The sequence below is a fragment of the Microbacterium oxydans genome (assembly GCF_026559675.1).
GTDB lineage: Bacteria > Actinomycetota > Actinomycetes > Actinomycetales > Microbacteriaceae > Microbacterium > Microbacterium oxydans_D.
On the sequence record NZ_CP092891.1, the window covers coordinates 1,673,829 to 1,694,382 of the forward strand.

The 20,554-nt window shown below is 70.2% G+C and carries 20 protein-coding genes and 1 tRNA gene; 12 read left to right on the forward strand and 9 right to left on the reverse strand.

What is annotated here, in order from left to right; genetic code table 11:
• Window positions 1-44: 44 nt before the first annotated feature.
• Complete coding sequence (locus MME74_RS07920) at window positions 45-2,936, forward strand: HAD-IC family P-type ATPase (RefSeq protein WP_267418252.1); 2,892 nt, start codon at window positions 45-47, stop codon at window positions 2,934-2,936.
• A 23-nt stretch (window positions 2,937-2,959) separates the two neighbouring features.
• Here the strand turns inward: MME74_RS07920 and MME74_RS07925 are convergent, their stop codons facing one another.
• Window positions 2,960-3,745 carry a helix-turn-helix transcriptional regulator gene (locus MME74_RS07925; protein ID WP_267418253.1) on the reverse strand — a complete coding sequence of 262 codons (786 nt, stop codon included), beginning with the start codon at window positions 3,743-3,745 and terminating at the stop codon, window positions 2,960-2,962.
• A gap of 162 nt (window positions 3,746-3,907) precedes the next feature.
• On the opposite strand from MME74_RS07925, the gene MME74_RS07930 reads away from it, so the two are divergent.
• The 4 genes from MME74_RS07930 to MME74_RS07945 are packed head-to-tail and all read left to right on the forward strand — an operon-like array spanning window position 3,908 to window position 7,847.
• Window positions 3,908-4,951 carry an ABC transporter substrate-binding protein gene (locus MME74_RS07930; protein WP_267418254.1) on the forward strand — a complete coding sequence of 348 codons (1,044 nt, stop codon included), beginning with the start codon at window positions 3,908-3,910 and terminating at the stop codon, window positions 4,949-4,951.
• Window positions 4,952-5,008: 57 nt separating this feature from the next.
• Entirely contained in the window at window positions 5,009-5,998 is a 990-nt protein-coding gene (locus MME74_RS07935; protein WP_267418255.1) for a FecCD family ABC transporter permease, read from the forward strand.
• Window positions 5,995-7,038, forward strand: coding sequence for a FecCD family ABC transporter permease (locus MME74_RS07940; RefSeq protein ID WP_267418256.1), 1,044 nt, complete (start codon window positions 5,995-5,997; stop codon window positions 7,036-7,038). The genes MME74_RS07935 and MME74_RS07940 overlap by 4 nt, the downstream gene beginning before the upstream one ends.
• Window positions 7,035-7,847: an ABC transporter ATP-binding protein gene (locus tag MME74_RS07945; protein ID WP_267418257.1), complete on the forward strand. Its 813-nt coding sequence runs from the start codon at window positions 7,035-7,037 to the stop codon at window positions 7,845-7,847. The genes MME74_RS07940 and MME74_RS07945 overlap by 4 nt, the downstream gene beginning before the upstream one ends.
• A gap of 33 nt (window positions 7,848-7,880) precedes the next feature.
• Here the strand turns inward: MME74_RS07945 and MME74_RS07950 are convergent, their stop codons facing one another.
• Together MME74_RS07950 and MME74_RS07955 are read right to left on the reverse strand one after the other, a co-directional pair.
• On the reverse strand, window positions 7,881-8,450 hold the full coding sequence (locus MME74_RS07950; RefSeq protein WP_267418258.1) for a hypothetical protein: 570 nt from the start codon (window positions 8,448-8,450) through the stop codon (window positions 7,881-7,883).
• Between the two features lie 20 nt (window positions 8,451-8,470).
• The gene (locus MME74_RS07955) at window positions 8,471-9,268 is read right to left on the reverse strand and encodes an inositol monophosphatase family protein (protein ID WP_267418259.1); all 798 of its coding nucleotides are present in this window, start codon (window positions 9,266-9,268) and stop codon (window positions 8,471-8,473) included.
• Between the two features lie 155 nt (window positions 9,269-9,423).
• Here MME74_RS07955 and MME74_RS07960 point away from each other — a divergent pair.
• The 3 genes from MME74_RS07960 (at window position 9,424) to MME74_RS07970 (ending at window position 11,666) form a co-directional block, all read left to right on the forward strand.
• Window positions 9,424-9,496 (forward strand) — tRNA-Lys (locus tag MME74_RS07960).
• A 109-nt stretch (window positions 9,497-9,605) separates the two neighbouring features.
• On the forward strand, window positions 9,606-9,947 hold the full coding sequence (locus MME74_RS07965) for a hypothetical protein (RefSeq protein WP_267418260.1): 342 nt from the start codon (window positions 9,606-9,608) through the stop codon (window positions 9,945-9,947).
• Between the two features lie 168 nt (window positions 9,948-10,115).
• Window positions 10,116-11,666 carry an Ig-like domain-containing protein gene (locus tag MME74_RS07970; protein WP_267418261.1) on the forward strand — a complete coding sequence of 517 codons (1,551 nt, stop codon included), beginning with the start codon at window positions 10,116-10,118 and terminating at the stop codon, window positions 11,664-11,666.
• A 96-nt stretch (window positions 11,667-11,762) separates the two neighbouring features.
• Here the strand turns inward: MME74_RS07970 and MME74_RS07975 are convergent, their stop codons facing one another.
• From MME74_RS07975 to MME74_RS07990, 4 genes are all read right to left on the reverse strand, one after another.
• Entirely contained in the window at window positions 11,763-12,245 is a 483-nt protein-coding gene (locus MME74_RS07975) for a YbaK/EbsC family protein (protein WP_267418262.1), read from the reverse strand.
• Between the two features lie 76 nt (window positions 12,246-12,321).
• A complete protein-coding gene (locus MME74_RS07980; RefSeq protein ID WP_267418263.1) occupies window positions 12,322-13,551 on the reverse strand; it encodes an MFS transporter in 1,230 nt (409 codons plus the stop codon).
• The gene (locus MME74_RS07985; protein ID WP_267418265.1) at window positions 13,548-13,985 is read right to left on the reverse strand and encodes a MarR family winged helix-turn-helix transcriptional regulator; all 438 of its coding nucleotides are present in this window, start codon (window positions 13,983-13,985) and stop codon (window positions 13,548-13,550) included. The genes MME74_RS07980 and MME74_RS07985 overlap by 4 nt, the downstream gene beginning before the upstream one ends.
• Before the next feature lie 37 nt (window positions 13,986-14,022).
• Window positions 14,023-14,811, reverse strand: coding sequence for an IclR family transcriptional regulator (locus MME74_RS07990; protein WP_267418266.1), 789 nt, complete (start codon window positions 14,809-14,811; stop codon window positions 14,023-14,025).
• Window positions 14,812-14,916: 105 nt separating this feature from the next.
• Between MME74_RS07990 and MME74_RS07995 the strand changes: the two genes are divergently transcribed.
• The 3 genes from MME74_RS07995 to MME74_RS08005 are packed head-to-tail and all read left to right on the forward strand — an operon-like array spanning window position 14,917 to window position 17,537.
• Window positions 14,917-15,690 carry a CoA transferase subunit A gene (locus MME74_RS07995; RefSeq protein WP_267418267.1) on the forward strand — a complete coding sequence of 258 codons (774 nt, stop codon included), beginning with the start codon at window positions 14,917-14,919 and terminating at the stop codon, window positions 15,688-15,690.
• A gap of 1 nt (window position 15,691) precedes the next feature.
• On the forward strand, window positions 15,692-16,360 hold the full coding sequence (locus tag MME74_RS08000) for a CoA transferase subunit B (protein WP_267418268.1): 669 nt from the start codon (window positions 15,692-15,694) through the stop codon (window positions 16,358-16,360).
• Window positions 16,353-17,537 carry an acetyl-CoA C-acetyltransferase gene (locus MME74_RS08005; protein WP_267418269.1) on the forward strand — a complete coding sequence of 395 codons (1,185 nt, stop codon included), beginning with the start codon at window positions 16,353-16,355 and terminating at the stop codon, window positions 17,535-17,537. The genes MME74_RS08000 and MME74_RS08005 overlap by 8 nt, the downstream gene beginning before the upstream one ends.
• A gap of 24 nt (window positions 17,538-17,561) precedes the next feature.
• On the opposite strand, the gene MME74_RS08010 is transcribed toward MME74_RS08005, so the two are convergent.
• Window positions 17,562-17,861, reverse strand: coding sequence for a hypothetical protein (locus MME74_RS08010; RefSeq protein WP_267418270.1), 300 nt, complete (start codon window positions 17,859-17,861; stop codon window positions 17,562-17,564).
• A gap of 9 nt (window positions 17,862-17,870) precedes the next feature.
• Complete coding sequence (locus MME74_RS08015) at window positions 17,871-19,076, reverse strand: PLP-dependent aminotransferase family protein (RefSeq protein WP_267418271.1); 1,206 nt, start codon at window positions 19,074-19,076, stop codon at window positions 17,871-17,873.
• Between the two features lie 207 nt (window positions 19,077-19,283).
• On the opposite strand from MME74_RS08015, the gene MME74_RS08020 reads away from it, so the two are divergent.
• Window positions 19,284-20,540, forward strand: coding sequence for an MFS transporter (locus tag MME74_RS08020; RefSeq protein WP_267418272.1), 1,257 nt, complete (start codon window positions 19,284-19,286; stop codon window positions 20,538-20,540).
• Window positions 20,541-20,554 lie beyond the last annotated feature (14 nt).

Here is a 20,554-nt window from a genome sequence, read left to right on the forward strand (position 1 = left end):
ACACCGGAGGCCCGGCGCCGAGGAGGGGACCTATATTGGGGTCTGTGGACGCGACCTCCGACACTCTCTCGACCGGTCTCACGGACGCGGAGGTCGCCGAGCGCGTCGCGTCCGGGAAGACGAACGCGTTCGCGGCGGATACGAGCCGGAGCGCGTGGAGCATCGTGCGCGCGAACGTCTTCACGCTGTTCAACGGGATCGTGTTCGCGTGCTTCCTCGTCCTGTTCCTCGTCGGTCGCTGGCAGGATGCACTCTTCGGGCTCGCCGCCTTCGCCAACGCGATCATCGGGTGCATCCAGGAGTTCCGCGCGAAGTCCGCCCTCGATCGCCTCGCACTGATGAACGCACCGCGCGCTCTGGTGCGGAGGAACGGTGCCGAGGCGGAGGTCGCACCGACGGACGTGGTGCTCGATGACGTGCTGGTGTTCCGGGCCGGCGAGCAGGTTCCGGCGGACGCGGTGATCCTCGCGGCGCGGGGTCTCCAGATCGACGAGTCGATGCTCACCGGCGAGTCGGACCCCGTCGAGAAGCAGCCGGACGACGAGGCGCTGTCCGGTGCGGTGGTCGTGGCAGGAGAGGGGACTGCACGGGCGATCCGCGTGGGGGCGGACTCCTATGCCAACCGCTTCGCCGGAGAGGCCAAGCGCTTCTCTCTCGTGTCGAGCGAGCTCCGCTCCTCGGTGAACCGGGTGCTGAAGTGGGTGAGCTGGGTGATCGGGCCGGTCGGGCTGCTCGTCCTGAACGCGCAGATCATCGTCACCGGGGGATACGCCACGGTGTTCTCCAGCGGCGCCTGGGTGCAGGCGGTGGTGAACACGATCGCCGCGCTGACCGCGATGATCCCGCTCGGCCTGGTGCTCATGACGAGCATCGCCTTCGCCGTGGGAGCCTCGAGGCTGGCGCGCAGGCAGGTGCTCGTCAACGAGCTCCCCGCCGTCGAGGGGCTGGCACGCGTCGACGTCGTCTGCCTCGACAAGACCGGCACCCTCACCGTGGGCGAGATCGGCTTCGACGCCGCTCACGACCTCGCCGGACTCGATGCCGAGCAGGAGCAGAGCGCAGCGGCGGCTCTGGCCTGGTACGCGGCGTCTCCGGACGCGAACGCGACCGCCCGATCGATGCGCACGGCGTATCCGGTCGCGTCTCCGCTCGTCGTCAGCGGCTACATCCCGTTCTCCTCCGCACGCAAGTGGAGCGCGGTGTCCTTCACCGGGCTGCCGGGCACCTGGGTGATGGGGGCGCCGGAGATGGTGTTCGGCGACGCCGCGACATCGACGGACACCGAGCTCGGACGCACGGTCACCTCGCTCGCGGAGACCGGCCGCCGCACGCTGGTCCTCGGTCACTCGGAGCACGCCCTGTCCGAGGCCGACACCGAGGCCGAGCGCCTTCCCGACGGGGTCACGGCGATCATCGTCCTCACCTTCCGCGAGCAGGTGCGCCCGGATGCCGCGCAGACCCTGCAGTACTTCGCGCGCCAGCAGGTCGGCATCCGCATCATCTCCGGAGACAACCCGCGCACGGTGGCGGCCATCGCCCGCGAGGTCGGCATCGACGTCGCCGAGGGCTTCGACGCGCGGCGGCTTCCCGAGGACGACGCCGAGCTCGCAGACGTGCTCGATCGGGAGACGGTGTTCGGGCGGGTCACACCCGAGCAGAAGAAGCGCATGGTCACCGCGCTGCAGAGCCACGGACACACCGTCGCGATGACCGGTGACGGCGTCAACGACGCCCTGGCCATCAAGGCCGCGGACATCGGCATCGCGATGAACTCGGGCTCGCCGGCGACCAAGGCGGTGGCGCGACTGGTGCTGCTGGACGGACAGTTCTCGCACCTGCCGGACGTCGTGGCGGAGGGGCGCCAGGTCATCGCGAACATCGAGCGCGTGTCGATGCTGTTCCTCAACAAGACGGTGTACGCGACCCTGCTCGCGCTGATCTTCGGCGTGTTCGTGCTGGAGTTCCCGTTCCTGCCGCGACAGCTGTCGATCACCGACGGGCTCACCATCGGCATCCCGGCGTTCTTCCTCGCGCTCATGCCGAATGCGGCCCGCTACGTCCCGGGATTCCTCCGCCGCTCGCTGAGCTTCGCGATCCCCTCGGGCATCGTCGTGGCGCTCGGCCTCACCTGGTACACCTTCGTCGCGCGGGGTCTCGGGGCCCATGAGGACCAGCTGCGCACCGGTGCGACCGTGATCCTCGCCGTCGTCGGCATCTGGGTGCTGGCCGTGCTCGCCCGACCGCTCAACCGGTTCAAGGTGCTCGTCGTGGGCGCGATGTTCGTCATGCTCATCGCGGTCTTCACGATCCCTCTCGCACGGCAGTTCTTCGTCCTCGTCGACCCCGGCGAGGACCTCGCGATCGCGCTCACCGGGATCACGATCGTCATGATCGCCGCGATCGAGATCGTGCGGCTGCTGCATCGTCGTCTCGTCCTGTCGGCACCGGCCGGACCGGCGTCGAGCCCGACAGCGTACGCAGCGCCCGCGCCCCGCCCGTCGGCTCCGTCGGCTCCCCGGGTCGCAGCCGCGGTCATCACCACCGCGGTGGCCGTGCTGGCGTACGTCTTCGGCATCCTCGCGATCGGGTTCGGGATCCTGATCTTCCTCGGTCGCTACGATCCGGACGTGAGCACGTCGACGTTCTCCCTCACGGGTGCGGCCATCGCGCTCTTCGGGCTGCTCGTGCTCGCCGTCGCGGCCGGGGTGCGCCGTGGCAGCGGGCTGTCACGTCTGATGCTCACGATCTTCCTCGGGCTCGCGATCCTGCTCAGCGCGCTCGTCCTCGTCCTCGGTGACCGGTGGGCCTGGGGAGCGGCGATCACCGCGGCGGTCGCGGCCCTCATCATCGTGCTGCTGTGGACGCCGCCGGTCGCGCGCGGTTTCGGGCGCATCCTCGACAGCTCCATGGGCTCCCGGGGCTCGTCGGGTTCCTGAGCCGCCTGATCACGCGGGCCGCGTCAGCGCGCCTCCCGACGGCGCGCGTGGGCAGGGCGCTGACCACGCTTCGCGCGGGCGTAGGCGGCGGGCGTCGAGCCGAACAGCTGCCGGAACGCCTTGATGAACCCCGTGGGGGTCGCGTACCCGCTCAGGTCGGACGCCTCCTGAACGGTGCATCCGTCGACGATGAGCCGTTCTGCCGCGTACAGCCGGGCGCGGGTCCGCCATTGCCCGAACGTGAGTCCGGTCTCGCTCTGGAAGGAACGCTGCAGCGTCTTCGTGCTGACGAGGAGCTGTCGTGCCCAGTCGTCCAGCTCGCGATGGTCACCCGGGTCGGCGAGGATGCCCTCGGCGACGGTGCGAGCGCGCGGGTCGGCCGGGACGGCGAGCGTGTCGAAGCTCTCCTCGGTGTTCTCGAGGATGTTCAGCAGAAGCGCGAGGGATGCCTGGAGCCGCTCCGCATCGGCCTCCGCGGTGCACAGGTTCCGCACGATCGCGCCCGCGACCGGATCGACGGGCAGAGCGAGCGGCCTGCTCCACCGCGCCTGGGGGATGCGCAGCCCGGGGGAGAGGTACAGGCTGAACATCTCCTCCGCGCCCGCCATCCGCATCTCGTGCTCGGCGAGCGCGGGCACCCACGCGAAGTGGTCGCCGTGCAGACGCCAGCGCGAATCACCGACCCGGATGTGGGCACCGCCCGGCACCCAGGCGAGCTGATCCGCCGTGTGCGCATGCTCTTCGAAGTGCTGATCGGGGAACACCTGCTCGCGATGGGCGGCAAGATCTTCGGATGTCGTTCCAGGCACAGGAATCCTTCGTCCTCGGCATATCCGGGCTCTCGATCGTCCTCAGGGGACGACGATGCCGCACTCTCGGACGATTGACGTCCTGTGAGCATGATAGCGAATTAGGTAAGCCTTCACTATGTTTGGCAATCGTCCCCCCTGACTTTCCACCCGAGGAGTCCCATGTCCCGTCTGCACCGGCGTGCGCCGCGTACCCTGATCGCGCTCACCGCGCTCGTGCTGGCCGCCTCGTCCTTGGCCGCCTGCTCCGCGAGCTCGGATGCGGCCTCCGGTCCGTCCGAACAGGCCTCGTCGGGCTCCTACCCCGTCACCGTCGAGCACGTCTACGGCGAGACGACCATCGACGAGAGGCCCGAGCGCATCGTCACGCTCGGCTGGTACTCGCAGGATGTCGTCGCGGCGCTCGGAGAGGTCCCGGTCGGAGTCGAGGACTTCACGTGGGGCAACGTCGACACCTACCTCCCGTGGTTCAAGGATCGGGTCGAGGAGCTCGGTGGCGAGCTGCCCGAGATCATCGAGTTCACGGACGCCGGCGAGTACGACTTCGAGCAGATCCTCGCCCTCGCCCCCGACGTGATCCTCGCCAACCACTCGGGCATCTCCGAGACCGACTACAAGCGGCTCACGGAGATCGCGCCGACCGTCGCGTTCGCGGAGTCGACGTGGGCATCGGATCGCGAGCAGCTGACGCTCTCGGTCGGCTCCGTGCTCGGCAAGGAGGACGAGGCGCAGAAGCTCCTCGACGAATCGGACGCCGCGATCGAGGCCGCCGCCGACGCGCACCCGGAGTTCCAGGGCATCGTCTTCTCGTACGGGTGGTTCCTCGCCGAGGGCGAGACCTCCCTCGGGCTCTACCTGCCGCGTGACCCGCGGGTGCCGCTCCTCGAGCAGCTGGGCTTCGAGTACTCGCCGGACATCGCCGCACTCGAGGACACCACGAAGGAGTTCTACGCCAACGTGAGCCTCGAGGAACTCGGCGACATCGAGTCGCAGTTCCACATCGGCTGGAGCAACACCCCGGAGGACGTGGAACACACCATCGCGGACCCGCTGGTCTCCCGCTGGGCACCGATCGCCGCCGGCTCCTCCTACTTCTTCGAGGATCAGCGCCTCGCCTGGGCGACGACGGCTCCGAGCGTGCTGAGCATCCCCTCCACGATCGATGACCTCGCCGACGCGCTGGCCGGCGCGGTTCCCGCCAACTGATCGGTGTCGACGCCGTCGAGCCGCGCCGCGGAACGTCCGCCGACGTCCCGCGGCGCGGTGTCCCGTCTGGGTGGACTGGTCATCGCGCTGGCCGTCCTGTTCCTCGCAGCGTTGCTGAGTCTCATGGTCGGTGCGCGGGCCCTGCCCCCGGCGACCGTGCTGGCCGCGCTGTTCGACTTCGACGGCTCCGACGCGCAGGCGATCGTCCGTGACTCCCGTCTGCCACGCACGGTCGTCGGCCTCGTCGTCGGGCCGGCGCTCGGTGTGTGCGGAGCGCTGATCCAGGCGTTCACCCGCAATCCGCTCGCCGATCCGGGCATCCTCGGGGTGAACGCCGGAGCGACGTTCGCCGTGACGATGGGAGTGGGTCTTCTCGGCGTGCGCGCGCCGAACGCCTATGTCTGGTTCGCCCTGATCGGGGCCCTCGCGGTGACCCTGATCGTCTATCTGATCGGCGCGGCCGGCCGCGGCGGTCCGTCTCCCGGCCGCATGACGCTCGCGGGCGTCGCGATCGGCGCGGTTCTCAGCGGCATCACGTCGATCGTGATGCTCAAGAACATGGAGGTCTTCAGCACGCTGCGGCTGTGGGGGCTGGGCAGTCTCGGCGGTCGCGATGAGAGCGCGGTCGCCCTGATCGCCCCGTTCATCGCGGTCGGCCTGATCATCGCCCTCCTCATCGCGCGTCCGCTCAATGCCATCGCCCTCGGAGACGACCTCGGCCGGACGCTCGGCGCCGGCCTCGTGCGCACGCGGATCGTCTCGATCGTCGCCGTGACGGTGCTGGCCGGCGGTGCCACGGCTCTCGCCGGTCCGATCGCGTTCATCGGGCTGATGGTGCCGCATGCCGTGCGGTGGTTCACCGGGCCTGACCAGCGGTGGATCATCGTGTACTCGGCGATCCTCGCTCCGAGCATGCTCCTGCTCTCCGACGTGATCGGTCGTGTGGTGCTCCCCACCGGAGAGCTCCAGGTGAGCATCGTCACCGCCGTCGTCGGCGCTCCGGTGCTGATCGCACTCGCACGCCGCAGGAAGGTGAGCGGACTGTGAACGCCGCTACGACCGACGACCGCTCCCGTCTGATGACCGTTCGGGTGGGCGACGTCCTCTGGCGTCTCGAGGTGCGCACCCTCGTGATCCGATCGGTGCTCGTGGCGCTGCTGATCGCGCTCGGAGTGGCGACGCTCATGGTGGGTACCTTCCAGCTCGACCTCTCCCAGGTGCTGTCGGCCCTCACGGGCGGGGGAGAGGACAACGTCCGCAAGCTCGTCGTCGAATGGCGGCTGCCTCGCCTGCTGTTCGCGGTGCTCGGCGGGATCGCGCTCGGTGTCAGCGGAGCGATCTTCCAGTCCCTCACACGGAACCCCCTGGGAAGCCCGGACGTCATCGGCTTCGACGCGGGGTCGTACACCGGCGCCCTCGTGGTGATGCTGGTCCTCGGCAGCACGTCGTACGCGCTCATCGCGTCCGGGGCGGTGCTCGGGGGAGTGCTGACCGCGTTGGTGGTCTACCTGCTCGCTTATCGGGGCGGGATCCAGGGGTTCCGATTCATCATCGTCGGCATCGGCGTCTCGGCGTTCCTGGTCGGGATCAACAGCTACCTGCTCATCAGCACGGGCGCCCAGGAAGCTCGCGCCGCCGTCGCGTGGGGCTTCGGCTCGTTCTCCGCCCTCGGCTACGAGCAACTGCTGCCGTTCACGCTCGCGCTCGTGGTGATCCTTCCGCTGGTCGCGGTGGCGCGTCGGGGCTTCGCGCAGCTCGAACTCGGCGACGATGCCGCCAAGGCGCTGGGCGTGCACGTCGAACGCCGGCGCCTGACCATGACGGTGCTGGGGGTGGCGCTGACCGCCATCGTCACCGCGGCCGCCGGGCCGATCGCGTTCGTCGCGCTCGTCGCCCCGCAGGTCGCCCGCCGTCTCGTGCGTTCGCCCGGACTCGATCTGCCCAGCGCAGGGATCGTCGGCGCCGTTCTGCTGCTCGGCGCCGACTTCATCGGTCAGCGCATCAACATCACCGTCGGTCTCGTGACCGTCGTCCTCGGCGGAGGCTACTTCGCCTGGTTGCTCATCAGGGAAGGATTCCGTCGATGACAGAGTCGCCGTCCAGCCGTCTGCGAGCCGAAGGCGTCACCATCGGCTACGACCGCCGGATCATCTCCACCGATCTCTCGGTCTCGATCCCGGACGGATCGTTCACCGTGATCGTGGGGCCGAACGCCTGCGGCAAGTCGACGCTGCTGCGCACGCTGTCACGCCTGCTGGCGCCGGAGTCGGGGCAGGTGCTGCTCGAAGGCAAGGCGATCCACAGCTATCGGGCGAAGGAGGTCGCACGCCGGGTCGGGCTGCTCCCGCAGAGCTCGCTCGCCCCGGACGGGATCCGCGTGGCCGATCTGGTCGGCCGCGGGCGCTACCCCCATCAGACGCTGCTGCGCCCCTGGACCGACGCGGACACCGTCGCGGTCGACGCGGCCATGGCCGCGACGGGCGTGACCGAGCTCTCCGGGCGCCTCGTCGACGAGCTGTCGGGCGGCCAGCGCCAGCGTGTCTGGGTCGCGATGGTGCTGGCGCAGCAGACGCCGCTGCTGCTGCTGGACGAGCCGACGACCTTCCTCGACATCGCGCATCAGATCGAGCTGCTCGAGCTGTTCACGGACCTGCACGACGACGGCAGCACCCTGGTCGCCGTCCTGCACGACCTGAACCACGCGGCGCGCTACGCCACGCACCTCATCGCCATGAAGGACGGCGCCGTCGTCGCCGAGGGGCGCCCGGACGACGTGGTGACGGCGGAACTGGTCGAGGAGGTCTTCGGGCTGCCGTGCGTCGTCGTCCCCGATCCGATCACCGGCAAGCCCAGCGTCGTGCCGATCGGTCGCGACCGTTCGCGCCGCACGCGCTGAGGGAACGCTGTCGGGGCGCGCCGGGCAGGCCGGTCAGCCGGTCCACTCCACGAGGATCAGTCCCTGCCGCGTATCGGCGAACTTCACCCAGCCGTCGCCGAACAGGTACGTCATCCCGTATCCGTCGTCGTCGAGGCCCATGGAGTACTGGGGGTCTTCGGTGAAGTACACGCCGTCCTCGCCGTCCTCCCGCTTCCAGCCCTCCGCGAGCAGACCGGCCTGCGCGCGAGCCGCATCGGCCGAGGTCAGCGCGGACCATCCGTACAGCTGGCCGTGATCGGAGGCGACCGAGTAGTCGGCCCAGAAGCACAGCAGGCCGTCCGCCAGCTCGACCCCGCCGACCACGAACTCCTTCGGCTGCGCGGTCCATCCGATCTCGGAGAGCCGTTCGACGGTTCCCGCCGAGACCATCGACTCGCAGGTGAGCTCTCCGGCGGACGGCTCCGGAGTCGCCGACGTGACCGGGACGGGTGTCGCCGACGGGCTCGGCGCGATGGCCTCCGGTGTCGATGCCGGCGGCGGATCCGCGGGAGCGGCACATGATGTCAGGGCGACGAGCAGCAGCAGGACGCCCGCGGTGGCGGACATGATGCGCGGGTTCATCGCTGGCCTCGTGGTTCGTATCAGTCGTTCATGAGCGTCAGGAAGTCTTCGTGGAGCCTGCCGTTGGTTGCCAGTGTCGAGCGCGCCGAGATCGTCTCGGTGCCGTCGGCAGCCGTCATCCGGCCGCCGGCTTCCCGGACGATCGCGACCGCCGCGGCGATGTCGTACTCCTTGACGCCGAACTCCGCGACCATGTCGACCCGCCCCTCTGCGAGCAGCATGTACGAGTAGACATCCCCGTAGGCGCGATCGCGCCACACCCGTGCCGCGATAGCGAGCAGGGTGTCGAGGCGCCCGGCATCCGACCACTGCGCGATGCTCTGGAAGCTCACGCTGGCGTCGTCGAGCGAGGACACGGAGGAGGTCTGCAGCGCACGGGGACCGTCCTCAGTGGCGGTCCAGGCGCCTGCTCCCGAGGAAGCCCACCAGCGGCGGCCGAGCGCCGGCATGCTGACGACGCCGACCTGGGGGACGCCGTCGATCGCGAGCGAGATCATGGTGCCCCACAGCGGGACGCCGCGGAGGAAATTGGCCGTGCCGTCGATCGGATCGATGATCCACTGGCGGTGCGTGCTTCCCTCCGCGCCGAACTCCTCGCCGAAGATCCCGTCCTCGGGGCGTTCCGCCGCGAGGATGTCGCGGATCGCCCGCTCGGTGGCGAGGTCGGCATCCGTCACGTGCGAGTTGTCGGCCTTGGTCGAGATCTCGAGGTCGGAGGCATCGAACCGCGGAAGCGACTGGCCGTCGGCGGCATCGGCGAGGCGGAGTGCGAGGTCGAGATCTCGGCGCAGGTCATCGGCGTGGGGGGAGACGGTCACGGTCTCAGAATAGTCGGCACGCGACGGTAGGCTGAGGGTCGAAAGGCCATGTTTCGTCCTGCGAAGAAGGCCTGCCACGCCCGGGCCGCACTCGATTTCACATGGGGCCGGTCGGCTGGTAATGTAATTCCTCGGTCGGGGTTATCCCGGGCCACGCACCTCTAGCTCAATCGGCAGAGCAACTGACTCTTAATCAGTGGGTTCTCGGTTCAAGTCCGAGGGGGTGCACGGATCAGCCTCGGAAACTCTCGCCAGTTTCCGGGGCTTTTCTGCTTCCCGGGGCTTTTCTGCACTTTCGCGAGGTGTCGCGCCTCGGAGCTTCTGTGAGGATGATGGCGTGCGCTATCTGACGATCGAGATCCCGGTGGGGCTCTGGCAACGCGTCGACGGGTGCGTCGACAACTCGATGGCGATCGACGTGGTCGACGGGAACATCGAGACGGTGATCGCCGGGTCCTGCGTCCGTGACGCGGGCTGGCGTGCGTCCGCCGTGTACGAGGGCGCGCGCGACGACTACGGGTGGCCGCCGCCGCGGCATCCGCTCGCCGTCACGCTTCGACGCGCGCACTGGGAGTGGGTGCTGTCTCAGCTGGACCGCTGGGAACCGTTCGTGACCGACGGCGGGTCGGACGCACGCGATGTCCGCGCGATCGTCGGTCCCGCGCTCACCGCCGGATAGGCCGTCACCGTCGGATCTCGGCGTCCCGGACCGATATTCCGTCGAGCTCTCGCGTAACGGAACGCCGATGATGCCGTCTCTCCAGTGGGGACATACGCACCACCAGTTCGGACGCGCTGCAGGACAGCGTGGCGGCGGTGGGGCTTCATCGACGAACTGGGGAACACCGTGTACAGAAGCAATCGGCGCGCTCGCGCGCGCCGCCGGACCACGACGATCATCGCCGCTGCCGCCGCAGCGCTCACCGCCGCGATCACGCTCGCCGGTGCGGGGGCGGCCACGGCGGCCGAGTACGACTATCCGGGGGCGGTCGACGCGTCGTCGATCACCGTGACGAAGTCCGGCGCCGGGGGGACCGTCGCACAGTGGGACCAGGTGCGCGTCGATGCGGACTGGGCGGTGCCGGACGGCGCCGTGGCGGGACAGACCTTCGGGTTCACCCTGCCGAGCGAGTTCGGGCGCACGGGGATGACCTTCACGGTGCCGTCGATCGAGGATCCGAGTCGGACGGTCGCCGAATGCGCCGTGAGCGGAGACGTCGCTCCTGTCGTCACGTGCACGCTCACCGACTACGTGGACGGACGCACCGGGGTCAACGGATCGTTGTGGTTCACGGCCAGTGCAGACGAGCAGACGACCGAGAGCACGGTCGAGTTCACCGTCGACGGCCGGATCACCCGGGTCGAGGTGCCCGGCGGTGGCATCGGCCCGGCGGCTCCACTGCCGACCGAGCCGCAGAAGTGGTCGTGGCAGACGGACGACGGCGACATCGCCTGGCAGCTCGCCCTGCCCGGCGCGCGCTTCCAGGGCGTGGACGCGATCGTGATCGACGACACCCTCACGCCTGCGGGCGACGGATACGCGGAGCACCACAACGAGGACGGCCGGCTCGTGGTCTGGAGCACCACCATGCAGAATCAGGATCCCCGGACCATCACGGACTGGACCGGCGAGTGGAACGACGCGGGGACCGCATTCCACCTCGAGATCCCCGCGCCGATCGACCCCGCGCGGATGTACTTCGTGAAGTACCTCACGGTGCCCGGTTCGCAGGTCGACGGCGCCACGTACGGCAACGTCGCCGACGTGAACGGCGTGCAGCTGCACGACCGCGAGGTCTGGACCGTCACGGGCGGCGGAAGCGGCGACGGTTCGGCCTCCGGAGCCTTCACGCTGACCAAGACGGTCGCGGGCACCGGTGCGTCCGATGTCCCGAAGGATGCCGTCTACACGGTGCGCTACCGCTACGGCGATCCCGAGGTGGAGCGCACCGTCGCTCTGACGGCAGGGGCGACGGCTCCGCGCATCCAGCTCCCTGCAGGGACGATCGTCACGCTGGAGGAGGTCACGCCGCCCGCGGTGAAGGGCATCGACTGGGGTACGCCGGTCTTCACCGGCGCCGGGGTGCGTGCGCTGCCGGAGGGTGGCGCGCAGATCACCGTCGGCGGCGGGTCGACGGTCGCGATCACACTGACGAACACGGCGACGGCGAAGCCGCCGGTGATCCCGCCCACCACGCCGGCGACCGTGCCTCCGACGCCGCCGACCGCCGTCACTCCGCCGGCGGAACTGCCGCTCACCGGTGCGTCATCGCTGGCGACGACCGGTGCGGATGTGCCGGCAGCGATCCTCTGGGCGGGCGGCGGAGCCCTCGCACTCGGCATCGCCCTCGTGGTCCTCGCGGCCGTTCGAGCCCGCAGGCGGGAACCGCAGGACTGATCGACGCCACGATCCGGCTGACGCCACGGAGCCTCGTGCTCCGTGGCGTCCGTCGCTCTCGCGCACGGGGAAGAACGCGGGAGGGCGACGAGGACCTCAGGCGACGGCGACGATCGTCCCGTTCGTGAGCAGGCGCAGCTGTTCGAAGGTCAGCGGCATCACGGTGTGCGGATGTCCGGCTGCGGCCCAGAGCTCCTCGTGGTCCTGAAGAGCCTCGTCGAGGAAGGTGCGAAGGGGAGCGGGGTGGCCGACCGGAGCGACGCCGCCGATCGCCTGACCGGTGGCGGCGCGGACGACGGACGCGGGCGCCATCGTCACGTCCGCCGCGCCGATGCTCGCGGTCAGCGCGGCGAGGTCGGCGCGGTGCCCGCCGCTCGTCATCACGAGGACCGGCTCTCCGTCGGCGACGAACACGAGGCTGTTCGCGATCGCGGCGACGTCGCATCCGATGGCGGCTGCCGCTTCCACGGCCGTTCGCGCGGAATCCGGCAGCACGCGGATCGTGGTCTCGACGCCCGCATCCACGAGATGCTGATGCACGAGTCGGCTGCGTTCGGGGAGGGGGATGCCTTCGCTCATGGCCCCACGATAGCCAAGGCGCATGCAGCAACGTCGGGCCGGGCGACGATGCCCGGTCCGACGCTGCGGTCCGGATTCAGGCGGCGTCGCCCACGAGGATCGCCGCAGCGTCCTCGGATGCGGCATCCGCCGGCTCGTCGTCGATGTGCGCGAGCACTCGGCGTCCCAGGAAGACGGTGAGCGCGGCGATCAGCACGGACACCGCGGCGAACAGGTACGGCACGGTCGCGTTGAACGCGTGCCACAGCAGCGCCGCGATCGGGGGAGCCATCGCGCCGCCGAGGAATCGCACGGCCGAGTACGCCGACGAAGCGACCGAGCGCGGCAGGTCCGTCGCCTCCATGACGGCCTCGGTGAGCACCGTGTTCATCACGCCGAGCAGCAGCCCGCCCACGACGATGCAGGCGACCAGGGCCGCGGCGTTGCCCACGAGCAGACCGGCCGCGACGAGATCGAGCGCGAGCAGCGGGAGGACGATGAGGATGATGCGCGTGCGCGGCATGCGGCGCATGAGGACCGGGGCCACCCAGACGCTCGTGACCGCGAGGGCGACACCCCAGCCGAAGAACGTGAAGCCGATCCCCATCGCACCGAATCCCAGCGGGAACGGCGAGAAGGCCAGCAGGACGAAGAAGCCGATGTTGTAGAACAGCGCGGCGACCGCGAGGATCGCCAGGGCGGGACGACGGAGGGCCGTGAACGGGGCCGAGAAAGGCACCGGGACGCGCTTCTCACGCGGCCCCCGCAGCAGCACGAGCACGGCGACGAAGGCGATGGCCATGAGCACGACGACACCGAAGAACGGTCCGCGCCAGCTCTGCTCGCCGAGGATCCCGCCGAGCAGCGGACCGACGGCGATGCCGAGTCCGAGAGCCGCTTCGTACAGGATGATCGCCGCGCTGCTGCCACCCGATGCGGCGCCGACGATCGTGGCGAGCGCCGTCGAGATGAACAGCGCGTTGCCGAGTCCCCATCCGGCACGGAACCCGATGACGGCGTCGACGCTGCCGCTGAGGGCGCACAAGAGCGCGAAGACGACGATGAGGGCGAGGCCGATGAGCAGCGTGGCCTTCGCCCCGATCCGGCTGGAGATCCAGCTGGTCACCAGCATCGCGAGGCCGGTCACGAGCAGGTAGCTGGTGAACAGCAGCTCGGTCTCGACCGGTGAGGCCTGCAGCGATTCGGCGATCGCAGGCAGGATCGGGTCGACGAGCCCGATGCCCATGAAGGCGACGACGCATGCGAAGGCGACGGCCCAGACCTGCGCGGGCTGTCTCCACACCGAGGTGGTGGCGGGGGTGTTCACCGGGTTTCTCCTGTTCGATCGGTGGCGGTGTGCGCGGCGAGGATCTCCGCCGCACGCGTGAGAGCGGACCAGTCCTCGTCGCTCACGGCGGCGAAGCGCGGTGCGAGCGTCTCTCGGAACTCTGCGCGCCATGCCGCGATGGCGGCGGCGCCCTGCGTCGTGATGTCGACGACGGTCGCTCGGGAATCGTCGGGGTCGGGGGAGCGGCGCACGAGTCCCTCGCGCTCCAGTCCGCCGAGGAGGCGTGTCATACCCGGTTGGGTGGTGCGCGCGGCGGCAGCGAGTTCGCCGACGCGTCGGGAACCCGCCTCCTCCAGGAGACTCAGCACCCGCCACTGGGCGGCGGGTGCGTCGTTCCCGGCATCCTGGGCGGCGATCCGGCCCAGCGCGTAGCCCGAGAGCACGAGTGAGGCGATGACGTCCGAACGATTCATACCAAAGAGTATATACCCGATGGTATGTATCGACGCATCACCGCCGGGTGCCGGCGATCCGGGCGGAGAGCTGGTGCGCGTGCGCGAGGAGGGTGCGGCCGAGTTCCGGCAGCCGATCCGGGCCGAAACGGAACTCGACCCCGGTGAGGCTCAGCGCCCACTCCGGCCGCCCCGAGCGATCGAAGACCGCGGCGCCGATGCCCCAGCTGCCCTCCACGATCAGCCCCGGGTTGATCGCGTACCCGCGCTCCTTGGTCTCGGACAGGCGGGTGCGCAGTGCTCGGCGGCCATGCGTGCGTCCCCACGTGCCCTCCAGCTCGGGATGCCGCTCCAGATACGCGTCCACATCGTGGTCAGGCAGGAACGCGAGGATGGCCAGCCCCGCGCTCGCGACGCCCAGCGGAAATCGCGCTCCCTCGCTCAGGACGAAGGAGCGGATGGGGAACGAGCCCTCCTCGCGCAGGAGGCAGACGGTCTCGTCCGCGCGCCGCACGGAGAAGAACGCGCTCTCCTCGGTCTTGACGGCCAGCGACCGCACGATGTCGCGCGCGAGGGCGGTCACGTCGTACCGCGCGGCAGCCACGGATCCCATCAGGTAGAGCTCCGGCCCGGGCATCCAGCGCGTGCTCTCCTCGTCGCGGTCGATCAGCCCCTCGAGCTTCAGGGCGCTGAGCAGACGGTGGGCCGTGGAACGCGACAGGTCGGCGGTGCGTGCCAGGTCGTGCAGGGTGGCGCCGTCGGCCCCGGCGGCGGTCACCAGGCGCAGCAGCCGGGCCGCACGAGCGATCGCCTGCGCGCCGGGGACGGTGGGGCCGGAGGATTCCATATCGTGGACGCTACCTCCGTATCCGACCACATCACAAGACCGGGCTCTCCTGCACGGGGACGCAGGGCGGATGCTGGAGGAAGGCACGCATTCGAAGGAGCAGACGTGATCGACAAGCAATGGGATTCCGCGACCGCCGCCGTCTCCGACATCCCGGACGGAGCGTCGCTCGCGGTCGGCGGGTTCGGGCTGTCCGGCAATCCGATCGCGCTGATCGAGGCTCTGCTCGCCCAGGGGACGAAGGACCTCAGCGTCGTGAGCAACAACTGCGGGGTGGACGACTGGGGCCTCGGGGTCCTGCTCGCCGCGCAACGCATCCGCAAGATGACGTCGTCGTACGTGGGCGAGAACAAGGAGTTCGAGCGCCAGTTCCTCAGCGGTGAGCTCGAGCTCGAGCTCACCCCGCAGGGCACGCTCGCCGAGAAGCTCCGTGCCGGCGGCTCCGGCATCGCCGCGTTCTTCACCCAGACGGGCGTCGGCACCCAGGTCGCCGAGGGGGGACTCCCGCGCCGGTACAACCCCGACGGCAGCGTCGCCGTCGCCTCCCCGGTCAAGGACGTACGCACGTTCGACGTGGACGGCACACCCGCGGAGTTCGTCCTGGAGGAGGCGATCACCACCGACTTCTCCCTCGTGCACGCGGCGCGCGGCGACCGGCACGGCAACCTCATCTTCAACAAGGCGGCCCGCAACTTCAATCCGCTCGCCGCCATGGCCGGTCGCATCTGCGTCGCCCAGGTCGAGCAGCTGGTGGAACCGGGCGAGCTCGACCCCGACGGCATCCACCTCCCCGGTGTCTTCGTGCATCGCATCGTCGAGGTCGGCACCGACATCCCGAAGCGCATCGAACGGCGCACCGTCGCCGCGGAAGGAGCCTGAGATGGCACTCACCCGAGACCAGATGGCCGCCCGCGCCGCCGCCGAGCTCGAGGACGGCGCGTACGTCAACCTCGGCATCGGTCTGCCGACGCTCGTGCCGAACCATGTGCCGCGTGACGTCACGGTCGTCCTGCAGTCGGAGAACGGGATCCTCGGCGTCGGCCCGTACCCGCGGGAGGAGGCGGTGGATCCCGATCTCATCAACGCGGGCAAGGAGACGGTCACGACTCTCCCGGGTGCGGCGTTCTTCGATTCGGCGACGAGCTTCGGCATGATCCGCGGTGGCAAGATCGACGCGGCGATCCTCGGCGCGATGCAGGTCTCCGCGACGGGCGACCTCGCGAACTGGATGATCCCCGGCAAGATGGTCAAGGGTCCGGGCGGCGCGATGGATCTCGTGCACGGGGCCGGTCGGGTCATCGTGCTCATGGAACACGTCGCGAAGGACGGGTCGGCGAAGATCGTCGACGACTGCTCGCTGCCGTTGACGGGCAGGGGAGTGGTCGACCGGATCATCACCGATCTCGCGGTGATCGATGTCACCGCGGACGGCCTCGTCCTCGTCGAGACCGCGCCCGGGGTGACGATCGACGAGGTCGTCGCCGCGACCGAACCACCACTCGACGTCTCCCACGCGCTCTCCACCGGAAGGAACCAGGACCATGTCTGAGAACGATGTCGTCATCGTCGCCGCCGCACGCACCCCGCAGGGGCGGCTGAAGGGGCAGCTCGCCGCCTTCACCGCACCCCAGCTCGGGTCGTTCGCGATCCGCGGTGCGCTCGAGCAGGCATCCGTCGATCCCGCGGACGTCGACGCGGTCATCGTCGGGCAGGTGCTCGCCGCGGGCTCCGGGCAGAACGCGGCCCGTCAGGCGGCCATCGGTGCCGGCATCGGCTGGGACGTGCCCGCCCACTCCGTGAACAAGGTGTGCCTGTCCGGGCTCACGGCGATCATCGACGCCGCGCGGATGATCCGCACCGGCGACGCGGATGTCGTGGTCGCCGCGGGCATGGAGTCGATGACGCGCGCACCGCACCTGCTGATGGGCTCGCGAGACGGCTGGACCTACGGAAGCGTCGAGGTGCTCGACCACATGGCCTACGACGGGCTCACCGATGCGTATGACCGGGAGAGCATGGGGGCGTCGACCGAGCGGCACAACGCCCGATACGAGCTCACCCGGGAGGCACAGGACCGGGTCGCCGCGCTTTCGCACCAGCGTGCGGCGGCGGCCCAGGAGGCGGGCGTGTTCGAGGAGGAGATCGTCGCCGTGGAGGTGCCGCAGCGCCGCGGAGAGCCGGTGCGGGTGACGAAGGACGAGGGCGTGCGCCCGGACACGACGGTGGAGACTCTCGGGGGCCTGCGTGCGGCTTTCGCGGAGGGTGGCTCCATCACCGCGGGGAACTCCTCCCAGATCTCGGACGGCGCATCGGCCGTGGTCGTCACGACCCGCGGAACCGCCGCGGCGAAGGGATGGCCGGTCCTCGCGACGGTCGGCGCCAGCGGTCAGACCGCCGGCCCCGACAACTCCCTGCAGGCGCAGCCGGCCCGCGCGATCGAGCGCGCCTGCGCGAAGCAGGGCATCACCCCGTCAGACCTCGACCTCGTGGAGATCAACGAGGCGTTCGGCGCGGTCGTGGCCCGTTCGCAGGTCGAACTCGGCCTGGACGACAGCATCGTGAACATCCACGGCGGCGGCATCGCGATCGGTCATCCGATCGGGGCTTCGGGCAACAGACTCGTGGTGCATGTCGTGCACGAGCTCGTCCGCCGAGGGGGAGGGACGGCGGCCGTCGGCCTGTGCGGCGGCGGCGGTCAGGGCGAAGCGCTGATCCTCACGCGCTGAGCGGCGCGTTCGGGACGCACGGTCTCAGGACCGTGCGTCCTTGGCGTGGTCCTGGGTGTCGGCGAGCGCCTTCTGCGAGCGGAACTGGAGGCGCTGGGCCTTCTTGGCCTTCTTGACCGCCTGCGGGGAGTCGGCGTCCACGAGCACTCCGCGACGCTCGCGGTTCAGGTCGATCACGGCGCCGACGGCGAGAGCCATCGTGATGCCCCAGCTCACCCAGGACAGCGCGGCGCGCCAGGTGATGGGTTGCTCGCGGGTGCCACGCAGCAGCGAGATCCCCGCCGAGATCGCAGCGACAAGTCCGGTGCTGAAGAGGTAGCGCATTCCCTTACGCTACCTGCCCGCACCCCAGGTCGCACCGAGCCTTGACAAGCCGTCCCTGATCCTGTCAGGGGCGTACGTCGTGAACGACAGCCGGAGGGTCCGCGGATCGGGGGTGCCGCAGTAGAACGAGAGGCCGGGGACGTACGCGACGTCCTTCGTCAGGGCGTGCGCGAGCGATTCCGTGGCGTCCCAGCCCTCGGGGAGCCGTGCCCAGACGAACATCCCGCCGTCCGGACGGTTCCAGGTGCTTCCCGAGGGGAGCGCGGAGGGGAGGGCGTCGAGCATCGCGTCACGTCGCGCGGCGTACGCGTTGCGGATGCGGTCGAGCGCGGGCTCGCCGCGGCCGGAGACGAGGTAGTGCGCGGCGGCCGCCTGGTCGATCGTGGACGTGTGCAGATCGGCGGCCTGCTTGGCGATCGTGATCGCTGGACGGACGTCCGCGGTCGTGCGGATCCAGCCGATGCGCAATCCGGGGGCGATCACCTTCGAGAAGCTGCCGAGGCTGATCACGTGCTCGGGCGCCAGCTCCGCGAGCGAGGGCAGCGGGTCACCCGAGTAGCGGAGCTGACGATAGGGCTCGTCCTCGACGATGCGGAATCCTCGGCGTCGAGCGATCTCGGCGATGGCCTGACGCGCCTCGAGCCCGTGCGTGCGTCCCGTCGGGTTCTGGAACGTCGGCACGGTGTAGAAGAACTTCGGGCCGTGCTCCTCGGCGAGACGGTCCAACGCCGCGAGGTCGAGCTCGTCGCCGATGTAGGGGATCCCGACCACCCGGGCGCCGGCGAGAGCGAACGTCTGCAGCGCAGCGAGGTAGCACGGCTCCTCGACGAGGATGGTGTCGCCGGGGTCGAGCAGCGTCGTCGAGAGGAGGCCGAGGCCCTGCTGGGACCCGGTGGTGATGATCAGGTCCGCGGCGTCGGTGGGCAGGCCGTCCGCCGTGTAGCGTCTCGCCACCTCCTCGCGGAGGTGGGGGTCGCCCTCGGAGGTGGAGTACTGGAGGACGCCGGGGGAGTCGAGGACGGCGTCGAACGCGGCGCGGATGCCGTCCACGTCGAACAGCTCGGGAGCGGGTAGGCCGCCGGCGAACGAGATGACCTCCGGGCGCCGGGTGAGAGCGAGCAGATCACGGACCGGTGAGGTCTTGGCGCTGCCGGCCCGCAGCGACGGTGCGGGAAGGACTCGGGTCGAGGCGGTGTCCTGCGGGGCGGTGGGCAACGGGGTCCTCCTCAGGAGCGTGGCGGCGGGTGTCGCCCAGACTAGACCCGTCGCGGGCCGCCCGATTCCCGGCTGTTCCCCGGCGGCATCCGCTATCCTGGGGGCGTCGCGGCTCGCCCGCGGCCGCACAACCGTGTATCTACCGGCCGTCGGCATTCCGACGGACAGCGGCGGCACCCGACATCGCGTCTTCGACGCGCGAGAGCCATGACACGCGCAACCACATCGCAGCCCCTCGCCGAGCCGAGCCTTCTCCGTCTCGCCGGCTTCCCGTACTTCCTCATCGCCTTCATCGCGCGACTCCCGTTCGCCATGATGGTCGTCGGCGTCCTGACCGTGGTGGTCTCGGCGCGCGGCTCCCTGTCGCTCGGCGGCCTGACCTCCGCCGCTGTCGGACTGGGGACCGCATGCTTCGGCCCCCTCCTCGGCGCCGCGGCCGACCGCTTCGGCCAGCGGGCCGTGCTCGTCGTGCTGGCGCTCGCGAACGGCGCGATGCTCCTGCTCTTCACCGCGGTCGTCTACGGCACCGCGGCCGACGGCTTCGTGCTGCTGGCCGCCGTCGGCATCGGCGCCACCGCTCCGCAGGTCGCGCCGCTCTCACGGTCCCGACTCGTCACGATCATCAGCGAGCGGATGCCGGAGGAGCGTCGCCCGCGCACCGTGTCGGGGACCATGGCGTACGAGTCCGCGGCCGACGAGACCGTGTTCGTCTTCGGCCCGTTCCTGGTCGGCGTCCTGGCTTCCGCGATCGCGCCGTGGGCGCCCCTCGTGGGCGCTGCCGCGCTCACGGTCGTGTTCGTCGGAGCGTTCGCGCTGCACCCCAGCGGCCGGCACGTGTCGCAGGACCGCGACGCCGACGGCAGGGCCCCGTCGGCGGTCTCGGAACTGTTCCGCCCGCAACTGCTGATCGTGGTCCTCGGCATCCTCGGTGTGGGGATGTTCTTCGGCACGATGCTCACCTCGCTCACGTCCTTCATGGCCGACCGTGGCGCCCCCGAGCAGGCGGGTCTCCTCTACGGCGTCATGGGCGTCGGCTCCGCGCTCCTGGCGCTGGGCGTGGCGTGGCTCCCTCCCGCATTCTCGATGCGGGCGCGCTGGCTCGTCTTCTCCGGCATCCTGCTCGCCGGCACGCTCCTGCTCGGCTTCGTCGACTCGCCCGGGACGATGATGGTCGCGCTCGCGATCATGGGCATCGGGATCGGGCCGACACTGGTCACGCAGTACAGCTTCGGAGCGGCCCGCAGCCCGCGCGGCCGCTCGGCCACCGTGATGACGATGCTCGGTTCCGGCGTGGTCGTCGGGCAGTCCATCGGCGCCGCCGTGGCGGGAGAGATCGCCGAGAACGTGGGCACCTCCGCCGCCCTCCTGCTGCCGATGATCGCCGCCTTCATCGCCTTCGCCGCGGGCGTGGCGAACTGGGCGCTCAGCGGTGAAGGGCGCCGTCGCGCCTCCGTCACGGTCTGACGCCCGCGGGCGGA